Origin of the sequence: Bifidobacterium sp. (assembly GCF_051876855.1) — a bacterium.
In the GTDB taxonomy this organism is placed as follows: Bacteria; Actinomycetota; Actinomycetes; order Actinomycetales; family Bifidobacteriaceae; genus Bifidobacterium.
Window position 1 is genome coordinate 1 of the sequence record NZ_JBJEIH010000018.1, and the last position, 21,833, is coordinate 21,833.

Sequence of the window (21,833 nt, forward strand, 5' to 3'; positions counted from 1 at the left end):
GCCCGTCCCGGTAGGTCACATGCACCGACGGGTTATCGTCCGGCGTGTGCAACGGGCATTGCATCATGTAGTCGTCCGCGTGGTTCGGCCGGACCCTCAACCCGTGGGCGTCGGCCGCGTCCAAAACGCGGCGTATCGAGGTGATGCCGCTCACGCGCTCACCCCCCAACGGGTTACGCTACCGTAACCATATCCATGGCACACGGTAGAATAGGGAATATCCTTCGTGCCTCCCGCGTTACCGCGGGGGGTTCTTCTGTATGCGGTGGTCACGTTCACGCCTCCCCCATGAGTTCCTTCATCGAGGCGTACGAAATGAAGAACATGCGTCCGATCTTCCGCGCCTTGACTTCCCCCCGCCGGATCATCCCGTATATGATCCTGTTGTCACGAGTCCCCATCAGCCGCATGGCCTCGGTCACGGTCACGGCAATGGGTTCGAGGTCATCGACGGTCTTGGTTTTCCTCGCCCGCTTCGTGGCGGTAGCGGTCTTGGTCTCACTATTGATAGTAGATACGCCATCCATGGCGTTGTCCTTCCCGGCACAGGGTACGCGAAGATACGGGTACACTCATGCCATATATCAGGTTGGATGTTTTTCCCGGCGTTCGTCGCGCGTGCCGCCCGCTATTGCCCGACGCGGGTCGTCGTATCTTGGAAACTTTCGCGGCTCCAAGCGGCCGTACCCCCCAATATATAACCCATGTGAAGACCGGTGATACCACGGCGTGTCGTTTTCATGCGTCGTGTATAAGCGGGTTGCCTGAGACAAATAGACAATTAGACACCGGTTAGACACACAATTAGACACCGTCAGCCCTACTGCCACAAGGGATTAGACAATTAGACACCCAAAACGGTGAAAGAAACGCGGGGGACGATGGTGCACCCTTGCACGTTACCGTCCCCCGCATATGCCTTACGCCGCCTTACGACAGTCGTTCGGGCTATGGGCGTCCTATCGCGCCGCCCGGCGTGATCTCATGCCACCGGTAGCCGGGACCGGCATCGGCGAGCGCCCGGCGTATCCAATGGTCGCAAGCCGCCGCGAACTGTCCGGCGTGTTCGCGTATCGCGGCGATGGACGCGGCGGTCATCTCCCCGTCGCCCTGCGCCACGTAAGACCCGCATATGTACCCCTCGAGGTCGTCCCGGAATATCTCGCAAGACAACCCCAGCACATCGCATGTAATCCTCCCGACAATGGTGGTGCCGGGTTCCACCGTGTCGTTCTCCCCGACGTATTCTCCGCACATGGTGGTTGTTCCTTTCCTAGGCCTGCCCGTCCTGCCTGCGTTTCAGGTAATCGTCGTACGCCTGTACGGGGTCGCCGCCGTCCACGGGCGTGAAATATGGTGAATAGTCGGGGGCTTCCACGAGTGCAAGCTTGATGACCCACCATGAAGACCCGGGGGCGAACGCGAGTGTCTCCGTGGTTGGTCTGGGCTTGTCCTTGAGCTCCCCATACCTCGGGTCACGAACCTGTTCGAGTGGGCCTGCATACGTATCTTCGAGATAGTCGCGGAATATGCGTTTACTGTCTTTCATGCCTTGTTCGGCCATGTATAGCACTAGCTGTACCACGTCAGCGGTCCTGACAGGCTTGTCAGGGTGGACGCCCGCCCGCTCATACTCGGGATGCCATTTGTCGAACCGTTCATAGTCGTATGCTCGCTGCGCCGCCGATGGACCGGTGTACCATACCGCGTACGCGTTCATACGTTCAAGCACCTCATCATCCCATGCCTTAACGGTCGTGTAGTCGGGCATGTCGTCCATGGTAACGATCGGCCGGAACCCGTCGGTGAAGAGTTTCCCCTTCTGGGCCAATGTGGTCAGTCTGTCGGCGGCGCCCACCTTGTACGCCCCGCGTGTCAGCATCCGCGCGTACAACCAGCCTTCCTCTGCCGGATACTCGGGGTGGGATAGGAACCCGTCACAGAACATGCCGGCCGCCTTGCGTTCAAGCGCTTCCATCTCCCGCAAGTCAATATCGGTGGACATGTAACGCGCAAATTCGGGGTAATTCTCATCAATGGACGATATCAACCGCCAGCTTGCCTCTGGGCCGATTGTATCATGGAACATTTCTATATGGGCTGCAAGCGCGGTGGCGGCCTTCCTGCCGTTCAGCCAGTACGAGAGCACGAGCAGCGCATAGGCGCCATTGCCATCGGACGAGAAACGCTTGACGAGCCGGCGGAACCGTCCCGCGTCTTCCTTGCTTACCCCACTTGCCCGACTCATTCCCGATTCTCCTTTCCATTATGCAATACCGTGATGGTCTCCAACCGTTGCGCCGGCGGCATGGCCGCCAACACCCGCGTCACCGTACCGGCGTCCACACCATCGAGCATGGCCACACGATCGGCAACCGGCATACCGGCGAGCGCATTGGCGAGCGCCGCCACGTTGTCGTCTCCTGCCGTCGTGCCACTAGTGCCGGTAGCGGGTTCCCGTGTCGGCGTGTCGTGCGGCGTGTCGGGCGTGGCGGCTTGTCCGGCGTGGTCTTGTGATGTGTCCCATTCGGCTTGGATTTTCTCGGTGATTTCCCGGCGTCCTTCATCGGTCGAGTGTTGGTAGTGCATGGCTGTTTTCGCCTGCGTATGCCCGCCAGCGCGCATGACCTCGATCAGGCTGTTCGTACTGTGGCCGACGGACGTCAGCCCCGTGTGCCTGAAATCGTAGAGACGGAACTTGCACGCGTCCAAACGGGGGACATACGCCCGCGCCCGGTAGAATGCGTTTCGCACGCTCTGATCGCGGATCAATTCCCGTGTGCGCTCGCCGGTGAACAGCCAAGCGTCGGGCGTGTCGTCTACGAAACGGTCGAGGTGGGCGCGGATCATCGGGATCATGAACGGTGGTATGTCCATGTCGCGGACGCTGCCCTTGGTCTTGGTGCTGCCGGCGGACATGATCTTATGCCCGTCGCGCGTGATCTGCTTGGCGCTCTTGGTGATGTGGATCACCCCGTAGTCCGTGCCGGTGTCGGGTAGTACGACGTCTTGCCGTTGCAACGCGTATGCTTCGCCCGGCCTCATGCACATCACGCCGCATAGGTAGATGATCAGTGCCATGCGGTCGGGCATGTGGTCGGCTATCGTCTGTATCTCCTCGGGGGTGGCCGACCCGTTGGCGATCTCCCTGTCGGGCCGGTCAACCCTGATGACGACGGGGTTCCGGGTCAATAGTGGTTCCCCTGTGTCCTGCCATGGTTTTGTGCACGCTTCGAGGAACATGGCGTGAATCAGCTCCCATACGTGGTGTTTGATCGACTGCCCTTCGCCGGCCTTGCCGACGGGCATGGAATCGGCCCATTCTTGTATGTCCCGTTCCGTGAACGCCGTCATTGGCTTGTCCGCGAACAATGGCAGCAGATAGTCACGGAGGTATTGCCGGTACTTGTCCTTGGTCGTCGGGGCGATCGGGTCACCGTTGCGTTTCCTGTGATGCTCGAGGTAGTAGTCGGCGTATTCCCTGAACGTGGTCGTGTCTGCCTTGGTCTTGGCTTCCTCGAGCTCGGGCGGTTCCCATACGCCCATGTCGATGGCCTTCTCGGCGGCGTGTATCCAATTCCATGCGTCGGCTTCCTGTGTCAGCTTGAAATTCCTGTAGATTTTCTTCTTCGGCTCCCCGTTCTTTGCTGTCAGCTGTTTCGGCCATTTCTTCCATGCGCCGACCGGTACAAGGTATTGCGCCTCGAGGTATCTCGGTTTCGCTTTGCTCGGTTTCGGGTATACGCTGCCGAATGACGATCGCCTGACCATGGGTGTCCTCCGTTCCCATGCCCCCGCCGGTGGGATGTTTGGTAAAACATGGTCGGCTTGATGGGGCTACCAAACAATTCACCAAACATCATACGCATTTCGATGGCCCTACAGGGCATAAAACGTATTTGCGACATGAACGCGACAACGGCGGAAAATCAAGGGAAATCGTTGAAATTCCGCCGTTTTTCGGCATGAAAAAAGGGCTTTCAGCTTTCACTGAAAACCCTGTTGGCGGAGGATACGAGATTCGAACTCGTGAGGCTGTTACACCAACACGCTTTCCAAGCGTGCGCCATAGACCACTAGGCGAATCCTCCATTGCTTGTGGAAACGCGCTTGCGCACGTAACCGGGCAACTCGAATAGAGTACCACGAACTATCGGACATGCAAACCCGCGTGGGTGTGTCGCGCACGAAGCGCCGCCCCTCACGTGGATGTCCTACACTTGGAGGTATGTCCATCGCATCACAGGAAGCACTTAAGCAGCTCGACCGTATTGTCGCGCTCGGCTACCCTGATGTGGCCGATATGAGCGCGGAGGCGTTCCGTGCGCTTGCCCGCCCGCTTATCAGCGCGCTCGAAGACAGCGACCTCGGTTCGAATATCCTGCTCGTGCCTACGCGCGAGTTGGTGTCGCCGGAATCCCTGATCGCACGAACCAGCATCAACCGCATGGCCGGTTTCACAACGATGCCGCCACGCGATATCGCCAGTTTCCTGCCGCAAGACGGTTTCGAGCCGCCGGAAGGCCCGTTCTACCTGGTCATCGACCCGCACACGGGCACCGCATATATCAACCGCGAACCGGATGTTGCGCGCAAACTCATCGACTCCGACGAGCGTCTGCCGCTCACGCTTGAGGAAGGGCTCGCCATCGCCACCCAGCATCCGGACTGGCTGGTGGAGAAAAACGGGTTCAACCTGCTCGGTTCGCGCAGCGCCGACGGCCGCGCGCCCAGCATCTGGATGAGCCAGAACGCTCCAAGATTGGGGGCCGTCTGGCCGAATTCGCGGCACACGTGGTTGGGAAACGCCTACTGCCGTTCGCGCTGTGGGGTTTCGCTCTTTCATTGGGCGTGATTTATAGGCGTGATTGGGTACGGCTACTGGGCGTAGCCATTGGACGTGATTACCGGGCATTGTGCGCCCGCAATCAGCCCGTGACCAACCTATGATCAGTCTATGATCAGTCCGCTCTACTGCCGCATCCACTCCTGATCATCGAGCTTGTCGAGCGCCCGCAACAAGGCATCGACATGCCCTTTCGCCCGCACGTTGTATTTCGCGACGCGGATGATGCCATCGCCGTCAATCACGAAGGTCGAACGGATTACGCCCAAGCGCACTTTGCCGTACAGATTCTTCTCGCCGTACGCGCCGTAGAGACGATGCACAGTCAGATCGGGGTCCGACAGCAGCGGGAACGTCAGATGGTCGCGTTCTCGGAATCGCGCAAGCTTGTCGAGCGAATCCTTCGACACGCCGAGCACGGTGAATCCTCGCGCCGACAGACGCGCAAGATTGTCGCGAAAATCGCAGGCTTCCGTCGTGCAACCTGGGGTCATCGCCGCTGGATAGAAATATAGGACGATGTTCTGGCCCCGTAGTGCGGACAGGGTGACGGTTTCGCCCGTGTCGCCGGGGAGCGTGAAATCCGGGGCAGCCTGCCCGGCTTCGAGCCGTACGGGCGCCTGGTGTGCGTTGTCTGTCATCGTGTCTCCTTGTCATCGTCGGATACCGGCCAGCCAAGCGAACGGAGCGCATCGGCCGCGTCAACAAGCGGGATTCGCTCCTGCTCGACGCGTAGATGAGGCGGGCTGTCGGACAAACCTGATTCGTCAGATTGTCCGACGGCCTCGCCGCATGTGAGCAGATAGAGCTCATGCTCGCCAAAATCAAGTGTGGGCGTCGCCTTGGGTTCGCGCGAAGTGAGCGGCGTACTGGATGAAGAGAGATTGGTACCGAACCATGAGTAGTGGTTGTAGGCTTCCAAATCCATGAACAGCGATTGGCAGCGTACCACGGTGTGCCGTACGGCGTCGAGGATTTCCAAGCCATCGGCGTCCATATCGCCCCAATAGACGACCTGCGGACTGGAATCATCCCCGTCGTCCGGCCTTGCGGTGACAAGCCACGGCAGTAGCAGCGTGATTGATGCCAAAATCGCCTTACCGGCTCCCCAGACACACAATCCGTGCGCGATGTCGGGTATGGATTGGTAAGTATCCTTATTCTCCACGATGATGACATAGCGGATGTCGCGCTCGCCACTGGGCCGCCACGGTCTGGTAATCATCATTTCCGGTTCGTTCGAGTATGCCGGGTCAAGCCAGCGCATACGTAGCTCCGGCGGGCGGTCAGACAGTCCCAGCGAATCCTTGCCGCACAAGGTGCAGATGGCGTTGCGGCGACGCATCTGATCAAGCCATTTCGCGCTGAACCCGGCGAGCGGGACCTGCCGTGGAGTCAACCCGGTTGCATCGTGCGTGCCGAAGAACTGCGCGGCGCGAATCACCAGCGTGACATCGACATCCGATTCGTCGTCCAGCATTTTCGCCACGGATGCCGCGGTGTCACGGAGAATCGAGCACTCGTCGGCCAGCAGGTCGATGCGCTGGCGCGCCTTGCGGTAGTGCCGGGCGCTCGCTCGGTCCGCGATTCGCAACGCGGTGTGTTCATCAGCAACCGTCACCGTGTCGATCAACTCCACCGGCGTGACCATCAGCCGGTGCTTGTTCGAGACCGGGCAACCTTGACGTTGCGCCCATTCGCGCAACGCATTGTTGGCCTTATGCCAGTCGGGCGCTTGGGCGGTCAGCGTGCGCTGGTCCGGCCACCTGACAGAGAAAACCAACGGCCATTGCGGTTCGGCATCATATCGACGCCGTCGCAGATATCTGGTGACGGCATCGCGGATTTCCGTAGGCGCTGTCCGGGCGTTCACGCCACGTGCGCGTACGCCGGTCATGACTGTGGCCTTCCGCTGATTGAGGCCGTGGAATCGCCGCTATTTGTGACATCGCTGGTTTCCGCGGTATCGTCGGCGTTCCCGGCATCAGCCGGAATGCTGGAAGCCGCCGTGCCTGTCGACGATTTGCCGGCTGACGGATTGCGCTGCTCGAATGGTCCGCCGTCCGCGTGCGCGCCGACCAAATCGAGCTCCTGCAGATGCGAATGAAGCTGCTCGTCTTTCAGCACCACATAGCCGCGCGTCGCCATCTCAAGGATTTCGCCGGTTTTGCTCTCCGGCGCGGATACGATGACTTGGAATCCCAGCCGTGGCAGCACCGCAAGTGCGCGCTGCGTGTACCGGCCGTCCGCCTTGATGAGCGCTTCGTCGAGGAACAGTGTGGTGTAAGTGGGGTGTCCGCTGATGTCGCCGCCAAGCAGGTAGATGAGCGCAGCCCCGTACACGAAGGACGTGAGCTCCTGCAACGCTCCACCGGATTTGCCGCCGGTCGAGGAGATGCGTTCGTCGGGTCCGTCATCATGGTGGACAACCGCGTAGAAGGAGCTGCGGGCACGGGAATCGAGATCACGGGCGCCATATTGGCGGATTCCCGCGGTATCGCGCACTTTGCCCAGCTCGCCACGCAACAGTTCGACCATCGGTTTGCAGCTGTCGAACGCTCGTTTCGCGGTGCGGCTGTCGGAAGCGCCGCCAGAGGGCTGCTCCGCCTGCCAGCTGTTGAGCCGCCCGATAGTCCGGCGTAACGTGCCGTTGAAGGCCGCGCTGCGTGGCCTGATGGTGACGTCGAGGGTGAGGCTGCCGTGGCGTGGCCCGAACTGCTGGTCGCGCAGCATGGAGTTGATGCGGTCGAGCTGTTCACGCACCTCGCGCTGGTCATTTTCGAGGCTCATGCTCAGCTCATTGAAGTCGCGTTGCATCTTGTCCACGCTGTTGACGATTTCCTCAGGGGTCGCTGCCTTCGCCACAATCTTGGACAGGTCTCTCAACTCGTCTTCGTAATACCGGTAGTCGTCCACCGTGGGGGTGACAGTCGTGTCGTCTGCGGCCCAGCGGGCAAGATAGTCGGACATGCGCCGTTCGACGGATGTGCGCGCCTTGTTGGCCTGAGTGGCTGCCTCGCTGATGCGCTTGGTAATCGCAGTGCCCACCATGCCGAGCACCCGCTCGTCGAATCGCCGGATTCCGGGCTGCCCTGGCAGAACGGTCATATGGGCCAGCTCGCCGGCCACAGAACCGGTCGCCGCGTTGTACGCGGTGGATAGCAGTTCGGTGACGGTATCCGGCAGCGTCGGCTGCTCCGCGGTGTCGGCGATCTGTCCCGCGCGCTCGGTCAGCCACGCTTCTGCGGCGTCGACGGCCTGCTGCGTGTTGGCGGCAGCGAACCGGGCGTTCGCCTGCGAGTCCAACGCGTCCCGCAGCGCATGCTGGAGCTGATCACGTCGTTCGGCAAGCTGGGCGAGTTTCGGGTCGTTGCGCAGCGTGTCGATGTCGTGCTCAAGGCGTTCCACCTTCGCTTCGGTGCCGGCTTCGTCGACTTCCGCCCAAGAAAGATCGGCGATTTGCGACGACAAGGTACGCAGTTCGTCCAGATGGCTTTGCTGGCGCTTGATGTCCTCCCCATCCAATTCGCACTGCCTGAGCTGTTCGGATAGGCGGTCGATTTGCTGTTTGAGCCCGCGCAGGTACGCTTCGTCGGCGAAACCTATGACCTGGTTGATGCCTTTGGTGCCATACGAACCGCGCTGACCGGCTTTGATCTGCCCGTCCGGCTGGATTTGCCGGGCGGTGTCGGCGTCATCAATATGCTCGACGCACAGCGCGTCAAGCCGTCGGGATGTGGTTTGCTCGCGCAGCCATCCCAAGAATGGGGAATCCTCACGGAACCGCAGTTTTCCGGACAGTCGGTCGTCGCGCTCGCCGTCCTCCCCGTGTTCTTGGGTGCCGCTTTGATTGTCGATATCGTCGATATCAATGAACTGCCAAGTGCGGCGGAACATGGTTGATGGGTCGATAGTGCTGACTTTTCGGGCGAATCCCCGTTCGTAACGGCGGTCGACCAAGATGATCTGCGCAATGGGGCCATAAGCCACGTTCATCGCGGTACGCCACCGCTCTTCGTCTTTGCGCACGTCCATCAGCTCGGCGACATAGGGAAGATCGCGCTCGCTCAGCCCGGTCGCCCGCGCAATCGCCGCGCGGTCGTCTTCCATGTCTTGCGTGATACGGGTGCGCTTGCGGCTTTGCCGTTCGAAATCGCGCTTGATTGGGTCAAGACGGTCGGTGATACCTTTGCGGCGGACCACGCAAGCGTCCCGCTGCCGCTGGAGTTCATCGCGTTGCGCATCCGCGTCCTCGATGAAATCCCGGGCTTCCTGCTGGCGCTGTTCCCACGATGCCTCGGATTGGGGCATCGGCTCGTCCGCTCGAGCGAACGCCTGCCGGATGCGCCCGACAGTATGACGCATCCGTTCCAGCTCCTGCAACGCCTGCTCACGCTCGTTTTCCAGATGAGTCAGGGTGTCGCCGCCGGCGCCGTGCATCATCTCGGTGACTTCGCCGAGTTCGCGTTGCACGTTTTCGACTGTCGTATCGGCTTTGCGACATTGTTCCTGCTGCTGTTCCAGCTCGTGGCGGTCTTGCGGCAACTGGGCGCGTACCGCGGAGGCCAACCGGGAGAACACCCACGAGCGCAAGGTGGCCAATCCGGCGTCATCTTGCGGATCGGTGACCTGCAGATCACGCGCCTGCCCGGCCGCTTTATCGTATTCGGCATGTTCGTCGCGGATTTCACGCAAGGCGTCCATCTGTCGGGCGTTTTCTTCCATACTGCGGAAGTTCTCGGCGTACCGATCGTAATCCTCAACCGCTTCGCGCGCCTTGGTCAGGGCGTTCGGGACATCGAGCACACCTTGCTTGAAAATATCGTCAAGCCGTGAGGGCGCGTCCGCCGACTGGATTTTGTACAGCAACCGGCATGCGGCGGCTTTCAACCCCATGCGTGTCCACACGGATTCATGGAAGTTTTCCGCGTTCGAATACACCGCGCATCCCGGATACACCTTGCGTAATTGGTCGGCGGTGAACGGTGAGGACCGGTAGCCGTCCATCTTTCGCGGATCGATTTCATGGTTCCAGGACACGTATTGGCGTCGTACACTGCCACGCTCGTCGCCGGGGGACAGGTACAGGAATTTCGCGCATGAGAGCATCTCGCCGCCCATACGGTTGACATAGGTGTCCACAATCGCTCCCCACACCGCACTCGGCGTGCCGTCCTCGGCCGAACCGCGCAGGTAGACGGCCGTCCCGCCTTCCGCGTCATCTGCCACGGCGGTCATGCCACGCAGATACGTGTAGTCGCTGCGTTCAGAACGCCCGGAATTCGAGGCCTTGTTGAACGCCGTACCAGCAGGGTAGAGCAGGGAATTCTGCGCGTCCACCAGCGTGGATTTGCCGGATTCGCTGGCACCCGCAAGCAAGGTGATCGGCATGTCCGGATCCATGGACGGGCGGAACACATGGTAGCCCTCGTAAGACCCCCAATTGACCAGTTGGCGACTGGCAAGCATCCAGTGATCCGCCATCAGCGCTTCGTTGGTCATCACAACCTCGTTTCTTCGCCGGTTTGGGCGGCAGTGGCGCCGGCATGCAAACCGTCAACGGTATTCGTGTATGTCGTATCGGCAATATCAGGCGTATCGGTATTCGCGGTTACCTGTACGCCTTCTTCGGGGCCGTCCGCACTGTCAGTGGCGCTGCTCTCGCTTTCGCCCAGCCACTGTTCGGCAAGCTCGGTGGTGAGTACGGCAGGAACCAGCGGCGTGATGCGATACATGTCATCGGTGTCTTCAACGGGGGCGAGATATCCGTAGGTCACGCACCGTGAAATCGCGATGCCGATGCGTTTCATCACGCCTTCTTCGTCGTTGCGCGCGGCAAGCCAGCCGGCGCCTGTGGTCAGCGCGGCGCGGATGTCATCCGCGCTGATGATCCAGTCTTTGGACGATTCGCGCGAACTTTCATATCCGAGCACGCGAATGCGCAGCAGAGCCAGCATCGCCGCCTCCTCGCGCGTCAGCGACGCCCGGGTTTTCAAGGATCGCAACCCCAATCCGTCCGCTGTGACCGGTCTGGCGTACATCACTTGGTATCGCGGAACATCGACCAGTTCAAGCAGGTCGTCGTTGAGTGAGCGGCGTACCTCGTCCACATGGTCCAACGCCGTCTCATACGTGTCGCCAGTGATGAACCGGTCACGTTTCAGCGCGATGGCGACCGCGCGTGCGTCGGCGTCCATCGTGCTCGTGTCCCCGGGAAACAGCGCATGTGGATTGTCCGCAGGGTCGATATCCCCCATGGTGTCAGTGTCCACGCCGGCATTCGGCACCCCGTCGGTCTCGCCGAAGCCATCTTCACGGGCATCCGCCGTGGCGTCGGTGTCGCCGTCCATACGAGCAGTGCCCATGGCGGCCATCATGTCATCAAGTTCGTCGGTCATCGTCCCGCCCTTTCCACAAGTTCCGTGTCGCCGGTTCGCGTACGTGCCGTTCGCGCTGATCCGGCCTGTGCTCCTCGCCCCTCGCGGTCGCCGTCCGTCACCGGTCGGCATCCGTCATGCATCCTCTTCGATAATCTCATGCAACACGCCAACGTCTGCAAGTACAGGACGTGTACGCCATGCGCGTGTCGTACCGTCCGCGGACACGCATCGCCATGTCGAGAACTGCCCGTCATCGTCCACACGCAAGGCCCCCAGGAAACCGACCAGTTCGCTTTCGCGACGTTCTGAATCGCTCAACTGGTTGAAACTTGCCGCGACGTCAACCCGCCCATCGCGCATGATTGGGTCTTGCACGATCAGCGACAGCATATGCCGCAACCGCGGTCCGCCCGCCTCGACCATCGCGCGCAAATCCACGTCGGCGAAGCCGGGATTGTCGTCATCCTGAACCGATGACATGGCCTCCAGACTCGGCGGCGCTGCGAAAGCCATCGGGCGTGCTGGCCGTGTAGGCAGTGCGAGCAGCGTGGCGTCGCCCACATCAAACGAATACGGGCTGGGAGAAGACGTGCCGGCCTTGATTTCTTGACTGATTGTCGCGAACAGCCGGTTGAACGTGTCCAACGCCGTGCGATACCGGGTGTCGCTGCGCTGCCGGACCAGACGGCTCACTGCTTCGTCCGAGACGCGCACCTGATGGCGGACGTCCTCGATGCCTTCGTAAATCCGCTTCAATTCCGCCCGCACCTGATTGAGCAGCTGATTTGGCTCACCGTGCAGATATGGGCTTTTTGCGATATCTTGCACCGCGTCATCGATCTGCCGCCGACCCTCGTCGGTCACAATCACCTGGAACGCGTCCTCGAAACGCCGTCCGCTGTCTGACTCGCGCATCGAGCGGCGGTAGCGCTCATGGTATGCGGAAAGAATCTCGTCAACGCTCATTGAGTTTTCCTGCATGCGTCGGCGCAGCGCGTCGCCGTTGTCGCGTTCCTCAAGCGCGAGCTCATGCAGGTCGACCGGCACGCCGCGCAAAGTGTTGTGCACAACGGCGATGATATCCTCGACATCCTTGTCGCTCAGGGACTCCACGGATTCACCGTTGCGAAGCCGGTCAATCTCCTGCTCGCGTTCCTTGACTTCGGCCTCAAGCAGGGCGATGCGTTCGCTTGGATCGACGGTCAGGCGTTTGCGGGCGTTCTCGACCTCCATGATGATGGAATTCGCCTGGGCGCCGGACAGCGCGCGGGTCGTGTCCTCAAGCTGGGACAGCGCGTCGATTGCGCGGTGGGCGCGGGCCGTCAAACGGTACAGATAATGGTGGGAAGCGGAATCATACGAGTTCGCGAGCCACGCGTAATCGCCTTCGCCTTCGCGGGTGAGTTCGACAAGCGTCTGATGAGCGCTGTCCTGCGCGGTTTCGCCGTCTTTGAACTGCCATTCGCCGTCGTGTGCAAGCTCCTCAAGCGCGCCGGCGAGCCGCACTTCAAGCGTCTCTTTGGGCAGTTCGGCGGTCAATGGTTTGAAACAGGTGCGCAGTAGGGCGACGTACGTCATCGCATGGTTGCGCAGCAGCAGTCGAAGCACGCCCGTTTCATAGACCGGTCGCAGTCGTTCCAGTTGCGCCCTCACGTCGCTCACGAAACTGCCTCCTCCGCTGGTTTGCGCCGTCGCTGCAGGTATTTCGCCCGGAATGTCGCGGGACGGCATACCAATACCATCTTATCGGACACGCATGAAGACCACGGGTGTACGCAGCCGTTCCCGGGCTATGCTGGAACAAGCACCGGTTTCGGAGTGTTGCGATACCGGGCCAAGGAGGACGAAGATGACCACACAAGACCACCAGGACGATACGCGGCGGGCGTCGGCTGCCGGTATCGCGCATGATGTGCCGCGCAACCGGCCGCAGCCCAACGGCAACGCCGCCATGAACCACGATCTGGCCCCGGACGGCACCGAAAAACACAGCGCGAAAATCGGCATCGCCGTCATCGCGGCGCTGCTGGCGAATGTGATGGTCGCGGTCGTGAAATTCGTGGTGTTCATGGTCACGCATTCGGCTTCGATGCTCTCCGAAAGCGTCCACAGCCTCGCCGATTCCGGCAACGAACTCACGTTGATCATCGGCAATAAGCTGTCGCACCGGCCGCCGAGTCGCAAGCATCCGCTGGGCTGGTCGCGGGCGCGGTATCTCGCCTCGTTCATCGTTGCGGTTTCCCTGTTCGCCATCGGCGGCGTGTATTCGGCGAGCGAATCCATCGCGAAAATCCGCGAAGTCGTGTCCGGCGGACCGCAAGCCCATGCCGTGGATGCACACAATATGGCCATTGTGCTGGTCGTGACTTTGATTTGCATGGCGATTGAAGCGTGGAGCCTGCACAACGGCATCAAGGAGGCGAAGGAGCGCTTCGAGGAGACTCATGACCCGGGTCCGTTCAGTCTCATCAAATTCTGGAAAGGTACGAAATCCAGTGATCTGGCGGTTGTGCTTGCCGAAGACACGCTGGCTGTGATTGGTCTGGCTTTCGCGTTTTTGGGGTCGCTGTTGGCGATTCTGACCGGTGATGAGATTTGGGATGCCATCGGCGGCACCAGTATCGGCATCCTGCTGATCGTGGGTGCCCTGCTTCTGGGCGTGCAGGTCTCGTCGCTGCTGATTGGCGAAGGCGCAAGCGACCACACATATCGCGTGATCACGCAAGTGCTGGCGGAGAATCCCGATGTCGAACGGGTGCTCGCTGATCCCGCGGCCATGCACTTGTCCGAGAAGCGCATTCTCGTGCTGCTCAAGGTGCAGTTCCGCAACGAGGCCAAGTTGGATGACGCCGCCGCGATCAACCGGCTGGAGGCGCAGCTGCGCGCCGCCATTCCGTATTACACGCTGGATATTGTTGTGGAGCCAGACATGTATGACCCGGTCAAGGCCGCGAAAATCGAGGATTGGGTGGATTGAGCCAGGCGAGAGTTTTCTTGCCGGTGGCTGTGATTGACGAAAGTCCCAGTGCCGCCCGGGAGTTTATCGCCTTGCTGCGGATTCGCCGATAAACTCCCAACGGGCTGATTTCATGGGTCGCGGAATATCAACGATGTCGCTGGGAGATCATCCCGAAATCGTCGTTCCCGCCGAATCCTCCCGGGAGGTTATTGCGGTAGAGACAAATCGGTCGCAATCTCCCGCAGCCGCTCCCGCCCGCCCCGCAGCCAGCTGGATATGGCGTCATATCAAGTATCCTGAATCCTTCCGCACCTGTATGTTTCCCCACGGTGAAAATCCGGAATGAACCACGCTGTGGGGAGTTGGGTGAAGTGAAAGGTCAAGGTCAGGAGCCCGGGAGGGTTCCGGACGCGGGTATACGAAACCGGCCGGCGGCATCTGGATGCTGATACGGTCGGCTGCCAAGCCGCGTTGGCTCCAAATATGAAGGAGTACCGATTATGGCTATGTTTCCGGCTTTGATGAATGACACGATGTTCTCTGATCTGTTCGACGACCCGTTCTTCGCGGGTTGGCGTGACGCGGCTGACGAAGGCCGTCAGCTTGCCCCCGCTCAGTCGGGCAGCCTGATGAACACGGATGTGCGTGAGACCGATCACGGCTATGAGGTCGCGATGGATATGCCGGGCTTCAACAAGGACGACATCAACGTCGAGCTCAAGGACGGGTATCTGACCGTCTCCGCGCATCGCAATGATTCCAAGGAAGACAAGGACAAGGAAGGCAAGTGGCTGCGTCGCGAACGCTACGCCGGTACGTGCAGCCGCACCTTCTATGTCGGCGACGACATGAAGGAATCCGATATCCACGCCTCGTACAAGGACGGCACGCTGCATCTGCAGATGCCGAAGCAGGAGGCCAAGTCGCAGGTCGAGCAGGCTCATCGCATCGCGATTGAGGGCTGACGGCCGGTGCACGTCGGTTGACGCTATGTGCGGTACGCGTTCGCCGGTCGCGTGAATCAATGGCGATTGTGCGCGATGGCGAGTGTTCACGTCGCCCGCTGCTACGTTGCCTACGCTGACTGATAGCGGGTGGCGACACATAGCCTAGACCTGATGATGGGGACGGAGGTTTCGAGCCTCCGCCCCCATCATTGTTTTTCCGGGGTTTTCCGGGTTATTGCTGATTTGATATTGCAGTGCGTGGACTGCCGCTAGAAGCAGTGACCGGCTTCATGTGGCCGCCGCTTCCGCTGATTCGTCGGTCGCGCCGGTTGCGTTGATTTGTTAGGCACGTTCCAGATATGTCCCAGATGCGTCCCAGACACGCCGTCTATCGCACGCGCCTGTTCACCAGTCGAAACTCGCCCGCCCATGCTGGTCGAGCCAATGCAGAATCACGCCCTCGCGCAAAGCCCACGGGCAGATTTCCACCTCGTCGACGTCAAGCGCTTTCATCGCTTCGTCCGCCGCGACCGCGCCACCGACAATCTGCAAGGTGCGTTCCGGTGTGATTCCAGGAAGCGCGACACGCTGGTCGGGGTCGATCGCCGCCAGCCGCGGAATCCAATCCTCCAGTTGCGAACGCTTCAGATGCCACGATTCCGCGTTACCGACGGTTTTCACTTTTGCACCGGCAAGGCGGGCGAGGGAGCGGAACGTCTTGGATGTGGCGACCACATGGTCCGGCCGCGTGGTATCGGCGAATGTTTTGGCCAGTGGGTCGACGATTTGGGCGACTTTGCGGTGCACGCGTGCCAGATTCTTCGCGTCGCTCGTGCCGTCAGGCAGGAACTCGTGGGTGATGCGCCCAGCGCCCGCCGGCACACTGATGGCGATATCCGGGTCTTCGTTCCCGCCGCCCGCCGCCTCGAGCGAGCCGCCGCCGATGTCGAGCACGAGCAGTCGCCCCGCATCCCAGCCGTACCAGCGTCGCGCCGCAAGGAATGTGAGCCTCGCCTCGTCTGCGCCGGACAGCACGGTGACGTCCATACCGATATGGTGTTTGATTTCGGTGAGGATTTTGGGGCCGTTGGCCGCCTCGCGTATCGCGGATGTTGCGATCGGCACGATGGTGGTGACATCCGATTTCCGCGCGAGTTTCATGCATTCATCCACTGCGTCGAGGATCGCCGTGACCCCTGATTTGCGGATGGAACCGTCGTCTTTGAGGTATTGCATCAGCCTGACGACTACGCGAGTCTGGGCTTCCGGCTCCGGGCGCGCGCCTGGAGCGGCTTTGACGATAAGCATGTGGATGGTGTTCGACCCGATATCGAGAACGCCAAGCCGGACATGCCGTTTCCGCTCGGTGGACGCTGATTCCTTGACGGCTTTGGAGCTCTCGCTGGACTTGTTGGACGCTGTTTTCTTTGCGGTCTTGTTCGACATGTTTACCTTGTCTGATGTGTATCACGCATCGCACGGTTCCTGGAGGCGATTTCCGCGAACGGTTTGCGCCAACAGTTTCCGTGATGCTGGTATCGTTCGCGCCTGCGGCTGGCAGACACGAGCGGCCGTGTTGCCGGCCGCCATCACATCCCCTTTACTTGGCAGTGTACATGCGGGTGCCGCCGTTTGGGCGCTGTAAGACCGCTTGATGACCGGGTATCGGTCGCGGCTCTAACCGGGGTCTTGCGTGTTCGCTTTTCTGATGCTTACGATGGCTGCACTGCAGTGGTTCATCGCGTGGAAAGCGGCGGATGTGTCGGGTCCCGGCGATGTTGTGATCGCTGCGGGCGGCGGTCGATTGGTGATCGAATCGAATGGACAACAGAAAGGAGCCTGCTGAAATGTCTCGACCGATGATGCATTCCATTGAAGGAATCAGCCGAATGTGTCGCATGGCGGGTTCCTGTTTACTGACGATGGCCGGGGATAAGGCCGTCCGCTGACATTGCGGCGGTGGGCGAAATCGTGCAATAGCGGCGACCGGGCTGCTGTTGATATTCCGGTTGATGCCTGCTGTGACGGCTCGGCGCTCTCGGTTTGACGTTCGCCGGAGCGCGCGGGAATCCGGGAAGTCTGGGCGATGCCTGGGACAATCCGGAGGAAAACAACGAATTCATTGAAGGCGAATCTGCCAATGGCGGGGTTCACGACGAAGAGGTGATGATAGTGGAATATCAAGGATATAAAGGACATGAGATGGCAAGCGGACAATCGGCATCAGACACGATGGTGACGTGGGAGCGCCGGATCTGGGAGCGGCGACTGCAAGCGAACGCGGATTGGCAGCGGCGTCAGCGCGGTAGGCGCGTGCGTGCGAGCCGCCAGCCCAGCCCCGCGGGTGGCTATCTGCCTGTGGTGTGACTGGCGGGTCGCACAGCCGGCAGATAGACCGGCGCAGTAGGCGTATAGGCCAGCTATCCGACCGCGGTGCGACTGGGTGGTTGCACCGCGATCGGGTTGAGTGGCAGGGCCGGGGATTTGCGGTGTATCTGCCTGCGGTGTGACTGCTGAGTCGCACGGCGGGTAAATAGGCCGGCAGGACAGGAGAATCTGTCGGGTATCTCCCTGTCCTGTAATCTGTCGGTTGCACCGCGATCGGGTTGGACGGTGTGGCAGCGGTTATGAGTTGGGGTATCTGTCTGCGGTGTGACTGGGCGGTCGCACGGCGGTGAGGTTGGGTGGCGGGATGGAGGAATCTGCCGGGTATCTGTCTGTTGTGTAATCTGTCGGTTGCATGGCGGCCGGGTTGCACGTTGTGGTGGCTGGACAAGTCGGTGTATCTGCCTGCGGTGTGACTGCTCAAGTACATTGCAGGCAGATACTAAGGCGGCAAGTACCCGTCGCCCCGGCCACCGCCCGGCTGCTGCCCGGCCGCCCGCCGACCCTACTGCCGCCGCCGGTGCGCGGCGATGGCCCCCAACAGGCCCGCGGCCGCAACCCCAATCGCCCCCGCGACTTTCGGCCGGCGCAGCTGGTTGCGCACGGTTGCGGCATCGGCGGCGCCGTAATCGCCAAGGAACACCCGCAGCTTGTCGTGCACAGCACCGCCGCCAAGCTCGCCCCACGTAATCATGCGCGTCTGGTAGGCTGCAGGGTCATTTTCGCGGAAGGTCAGCAGCCGCACCCCGCGCAAATCGGCATTGGGGCCGTAGCTGGCGAATCCGCAGGTCGGCGCGTAACCCAAGTCAAGCCCGCCGGCGTGCCCGACGTACGCGTTCTTGTGGTCGTGCCCGGCGAACAGCGCGAAATACCCGCCCGCGCGTCTCATCGCGGCGACCTCGCCGACATTGATATCCGCGCAGTTCACCGATTCACCGAGCATGGAACCCGGTCGGCACACCGTCTCATCGAGCAGGAAGCACCGCCCGGAGAACGCCCGCGTCCCCTCGACGGCGTTCATGGTCCACCACGGCACTTCGCGCAGGCAATCGTAGAACTCCTGTGTCGGAATGTGCTGGAAGGCGATGGCGGGAACAGGCATGCCATCACCGTTTCGCGCGCTCAACTCGTGTTCGGCATCGGCCAGCCAGTCAATCGCGGCGGCCGACGGCACACCATACCCGTCGGAATCCACGAGATCGAGCCCGCGCCCCTGCACAACCGGATGCGCCCCGGAACTGACCGGGCCAGTAGATGGCACCGCCCGCGAGGCGTCCCCATCAAGCGCATAATCGCCGGAATTGACCATCATCACACCCATCGCGATGCGCTCGCCGCCGCTCGAGAGCACCGGAAGCGCGAAAGTGCCGGGTTCCAATGCGAGTGGGCCGCTGCCGGCGACCGGATTGAGGCATCCGTCGATCTCGCGGTACAGGTCGTCCTGCTCGTCCACATCAATGCCACACTGGAAATCATGGTTGCCGTAAGTGGCGGCGAATGGCACGCCATGGGCGGCGATTGGCCCGAGGAACTGCGAGAATGTCGATCTCACGTTCTGTCGTGTGCGCTCCATAAGCGTGCCTTCGTCAGGCGCCGGCAAGGTATTGCGACGGCACAGCTCCCGTTGCGATGGCACGTGTTCGATCGCGGCCTCCAGCCGGCTGACGACGCGCACATGGTCGCCGGGCCTGTCGCCGCGGCGTGAGATGAATGTGTCGATGTATGCGGGGTCGTACCCGCGAATCTGGTCGCCGGTGAGCACGACCAGATCAGGGTCGGCCTCACGCACGGCGTCGCCGATCAGCTGCAAGGTGTCCTCGTTGACGTGCGGGCCGTCCTGGATGTCGGAGACCTGAAGGATACGGAACGTGCCGTCATCACGGAATCGAAGCGTCATGCATCCCACTCTACGGCGGTACGTCGGGGGCAGGAACGCGTCGCGCGCGGAATATCCCGATTGTTCATCTGCGGTACACGCGGCGTTCCCATGACCGTGACGCCGCCCGGATACCCTGCAATGGTCGACACGCAGGAGACGGGTGTGCAATGCAGGATTGTCCCCGATGTTTCATGGTCATATCCCGAAACCTGCCGATGGAATATGGATACCTCCCGGTAGGATGAAACCGTCTGTGTTACGCGGAGGTAAACGCGCAGCACGGCACCCATCGACGCGGATTGCCGCGCCTGAAACGCTGCCGTGGTTTTCGCGGCACAACCAAGATAAGGAGGAGTGATGGGTCAGGATCAATCATCGGTATTTGATCTCGCGGCAGTCGCCGCAGCGTCCAACGGAGGGAACAACGACCCGCTGCTGCCTCCGGCGCGATTCATCGGCGGCCCGCAGAAGCCGAGCAATATGCCGTACAACAAGTACGTCGCCTACGACAAGCAGGTGCCGTTCGAGTTCCCTGAGCGCACGTGGCCGAACAAGAAGCTGCACCGCGCCCCGCGCTGGTGCTCCGTCGATCTGCGCGACGGCAACCAGGCGCTGGTCAACCCGATGGATTCCGAGCGTAAGCTGCGCTTCTGGAATCTGCTGGTGTCCATGGGCTTCAAGGAGATCGAGGTCGGCTTCCCGAGCGCTTCGGAAACCGACTACGATTTCATCCGCATGCTTATCGAGCGTGAGCTCATCCCCGACGACGTGACCATCATCGTGCTCACCCAGGCGCGCGAGCACCTGATCCGCAAGACGTACGAATGCCTGCGCGGCGCTAAGCGCGCGGTCGTGCACTTCTACAATTCCGTCTCCGTGCTGCAGCGCGAGGTCGTCTTCCGCAAAGACAAGGAAGGCATCAAGAAGCTCGCCACGGACGCCGCCGCGCTGTGCAAGCAACTCGAGGGCGAAGCCAAGGGCACGGACCTTTACTACGAGTATTCCCCGGAGTCTTTCACCGGTACCGAGCCGGAGTACGCGGTCGAGGTGTGCAATGCGGTGATTGACGTGATCAAGCCGACGCCGGACCATCGTATGATTATCAACCTGCCGGCGACAGTCGAAATGACTACGCCGAACGTGTTCGCGGACGAGGTCGAGTACGTGTCGAACAACCTCAAGGACCGCGACTCCGTCGTGCTGTCCCTGCACCCGCACAACGACGAGGGCATGGGTGTGGCCGCCACCGAGCTGGCCGTGCTCGCCGGCGCCGACCGCGTGGAAGGCTGCCTGCTGGGCAACGGCGAGCGTACCGGCAATGTGGATCTGGTCACGCTCGGACTCAACATGCTCACCCAAGGCATCGATCCGCAGATCGATTACTCCAACGTGCCGGAAATCCGTAAGACCGTTGAATACTGCAACCAGCTGAAGATCTCCGAGCGTCACCCGTACGCCGGCAACTTCGTGTTCACTGCATTCTCCGGATCTCATCAGGACGCCATCAAGAAGGGCCTGGAAGCTCGTCAGGTGGCGGCTGAGCGTGCCGGCGCCGACCTTGACAAGTTCGTGTGGCTGGTGCCGTACCTGCCAATCGACCCGAAGGACATCGGCCGCAGCTACGAGGCGATCATCCGCGTCAACTCCCAGTCCGGCAAGGGCGGCATGGCTTACCTGCTCAAGACGAACCACAATCTTGACCTGCCCAAGCGCTTGCAGATCGAGTTCGAGAAGGTCGTGCAGGCCTACGCGGACGAGACCAAGCGCGAAGTCAAGGACGAGGACATCTGGCGTCTGTTCAAGGACGAGTACCTGCCGGTTGAGGATTCCGGCGCCACCGCCGCGGGTGCGGTTGTCGGCGACCATGGCGACGAGACCCTGAAGCAGTGGGGCCGGCTCAAGCTGCTCAACGTGTCCGTCTCCTCCGGTGAGGACGGCTCCGACACGGTGATCAAGGTCAAGCTGCTTGACCGCGGTGCCGACCTCGCTGACAGCGGCGACGACCATATCCGCGAGCTGTCCGGTATGGGCAACGGCCCAATCGCCGCGTTCATCAACGCGGTGAGCAATTTGGGGATCAACGTGTCCGTCATGGATTATGTCGAGCACACGATGACCGCGAGCACGGACGCCATGGCAGCCTCCTACGTGGAATGCCAGATCGGCGACGAAGGCGACAGCCAGATCATCTGGGGTGTCGGCATCGATTCCTCGATCATCACCAGCTCGCTCAAGGCGATTATCTCCGCAATCAACCGCTCCGAGCGCTGAGCTTGAGTTCAGCAGCCTGAGCTGATTCGCCGGGACGCGTATCGGCTTACGGCATCTTCGGGCCCGGTCACTGTGCATCACGGTGGCCGGGCCCGTTGTTATCTGGATTGCGGTTGTGCCGTGCCGGACGGGTTGTGCCGTGCCGGACGGGTTGTGCCGTGCCGGA

At 61.2% G+C, this 21,833-nt stretch carries 16 protein-coding genes and 1 tRNA gene; 5 read left to right on the plus strand and 12 right to left on the minus strand.

Going from position 1 to position 21,833, the window contains the following annotated elements; genetic code table 11:
- Positions 1-275: 275 nt before the first annotated feature.
- From ACI38B_RS00915 to ACI38B_RS00935, 5 genes are all read right to left on the minus strand, one after another.
- A complete protein-coding gene (locus tag ACI38B_RS00915) occupies positions 276-527 on the minus strand; it encodes a hypothetical protein (RefSeq protein WP_439729151.1) in 252 nt (83 codons plus the stop codon).
- Positions 528-948: 421 nt separating this feature from the next.
- Positions 949-1,257 (minus strand): hypothetical protein, encoded by a 309-nt coding sequence (locus tag ACI38B_RS00920; protein WP_439729152.1) that lies wholly within the window; start codon positions 1,255-1,257, stop codon positions 949-951.
- A gap of 16 nt (positions 1,258-1,273) precedes the next feature.
- Complete coding sequence (locus ACI38B_RS00925; protein ID WP_439729153.1) at positions 1,274-2,248, minus strand: hypothetical protein; 975 nt, start codon at positions 2,246-2,248, stop codon at positions 1,274-1,276.
- Positions 2,245-3,771, minus strand: coding sequence for a tyrosine-type recombinase/integrase (locus ACI38B_RS00930; protein ID WP_439729154.1), 1,527 nt, complete (start codon positions 3,769-3,771; stop codon positions 2,245-2,247). The genes ACI38B_RS00925 and ACI38B_RS00930 overlap by 4 nt, the downstream gene beginning before the upstream one ends.
- A gap of 232 nt (positions 3,772-4,003) precedes the next feature.
- Positions 4,004-4,091, minus strand: a tRNA-Ser gene (locus tag ACI38B_RS00935).
- A gap of 137 nt (positions 4,092-4,228) precedes the next feature.
- Here ACI38B_RS00935 and ACI38B_RS00940 point away from each other — a divergent pair.
- Positions 4,229-4,855 carry a DUF5701 family protein gene (locus ACI38B_RS00940; protein WP_026503340.1) on the plus strand — a complete coding sequence of 209 codons (627 nt, stop codon included), beginning with the start codon at positions 4,229-4,231 and terminating at the stop codon, positions 4,853-4,855.
- A gap of 116 nt (positions 4,856-4,971) precedes the next feature.
- Here ACI38B_RS00940 and bcp read toward each other — a convergent pair whose 3' ends face one another.
- From bcp to ACI38B_RS00965, 5 genes are all read right to left on the minus strand, one after another.
- Positions 4,972-5,487 carry a thioredoxin-dependent thiol peroxidase gene (bcp, locus tag ACI38B_RS00945; RefSeq protein ID WP_439729155.1) on the minus strand — a complete coding sequence of 172 codons (516 nt, stop codon included), beginning with the start codon at positions 5,485-5,487 and terminating at the stop codon, positions 4,972-4,974.
- Positions 5,484-6,743, minus strand: coding sequence for a Wadjet anti-phage system protein JetD domain-containing protein (locus ACI38B_RS00950; RefSeq protein ID WP_439729156.1), 1,260 nt, complete (start codon positions 6,741-6,743; stop codon positions 5,484-5,486). The genes bcp and ACI38B_RS00950 overlap by 4 nt, the downstream gene beginning before the upstream one ends.
- Positions 6,740-10,348, minus strand: a complete 3,609-nt coding sequence (locus ACI38B_RS00955) for an ATP-binding protein (RefSeq protein WP_439729157.1) — start codon at positions 10,346-10,348, stop codon at positions 6,740-6,742. The genes ACI38B_RS00950 and ACI38B_RS00955 overlap by 4 nt, the downstream gene beginning before the upstream one ends.
- Entirely contained in the window at positions 10,348-11,244 is an 897-nt protein-coding gene (locus ACI38B_RS00960) for a DUF4194 domain-containing protein (RefSeq protein WP_439729158.1), read from the minus strand. The genes ACI38B_RS00955 and ACI38B_RS00960 overlap by 1 nt, the downstream gene beginning before the upstream one ends.
- A 114-nt stretch (positions 11,245-11,358) precedes the next feature.
- Positions 11,359-12,888 carry a DUF3375 family protein gene (locus ACI38B_RS00965; protein ID WP_439729159.1) on the minus strand — a complete coding sequence of 510 codons (1,530 nt, stop codon included), beginning with the start codon at positions 12,886-12,888 and terminating at the stop codon, positions 11,359-11,361.
- Positions 12,889-13,075: 187 nt separating this feature from the next.
- On the opposite strand from ACI38B_RS00965, the gene ACI38B_RS00970 reads away from it, so the two are divergent.
- Together ACI38B_RS00970 and ACI38B_RS00975 are read left to right on the plus strand one after the other, a co-directional pair.
- Entirely contained in the window at positions 13,076-14,203 is a 1,128-nt protein-coding gene (locus tag ACI38B_RS00970; protein ID WP_439729160.1) for a cation diffusion facilitator family transporter, read from the plus strand.
- A gap of 482 nt (positions 14,204-14,685) precedes the next feature.
- Entirely contained in the window at positions 14,686-15,150 is a 465-nt protein-coding gene (locus ACI38B_RS00975) for an Hsp20/alpha crystallin family protein (RefSeq protein WP_439729161.1), read from the plus strand.
- Positions 15,151-15,537: 387 nt separating this feature from the next.
- Here the strand turns inward: ACI38B_RS00975 and ACI38B_RS00980 are convergent, their stop codons facing one another.
- The gene (locus tag ACI38B_RS00980; RefSeq protein WP_439729162.1) at positions 15,538-16,578 is read right to left on the minus strand and encodes a Ppx/GppA phosphatase family protein; all 1,041 of its coding nucleotides are present in this window, start codon (positions 16,576-16,578) and stop codon (positions 15,538-15,540) included.
- A 756-nt stretch (positions 16,579-17,334) separates the two neighbouring features.
- On the opposite strand from ACI38B_RS00980, the gene ACI38B_RS00985 reads away from it, so the two are divergent.
- Positions 17,335-17,499, plus strand: coding sequence for a hypothetical protein (locus ACI38B_RS00985; protein WP_439729163.1), 165 nt, complete (start codon positions 17,335-17,337; stop codon positions 17,497-17,499).
- Positions 17,500-18,022: 523 nt separating this feature from the next.
- Here the strand turns inward: ACI38B_RS00985 and ACI38B_RS00990 are convergent.
- Positions 18,023-19,414, minus strand: coding sequence for a metallophosphoesterase family protein (locus ACI38B_RS00990; protein WP_439729164.1), 1,392 nt, complete (start codon positions 19,412-19,414; stop codon positions 18,023-18,025).
- Between the two features lie 339 nt (positions 19,415-19,753).
- On the opposite strand from ACI38B_RS00990, the gene leuA reads away from it, so the two are divergent.
- Positions 19,754-21,667 (plus strand): 2-isopropylmalate synthase, encoded by a 1,914-nt coding sequence (gene leuA / locus ACI38B_RS00995; protein WP_439729165.1) that lies wholly within the window; start codon positions 19,754-19,756, stop codon positions 21,665-21,667.
- Positions 21,668-21,833: the final 166 nt, after the last annotated feature.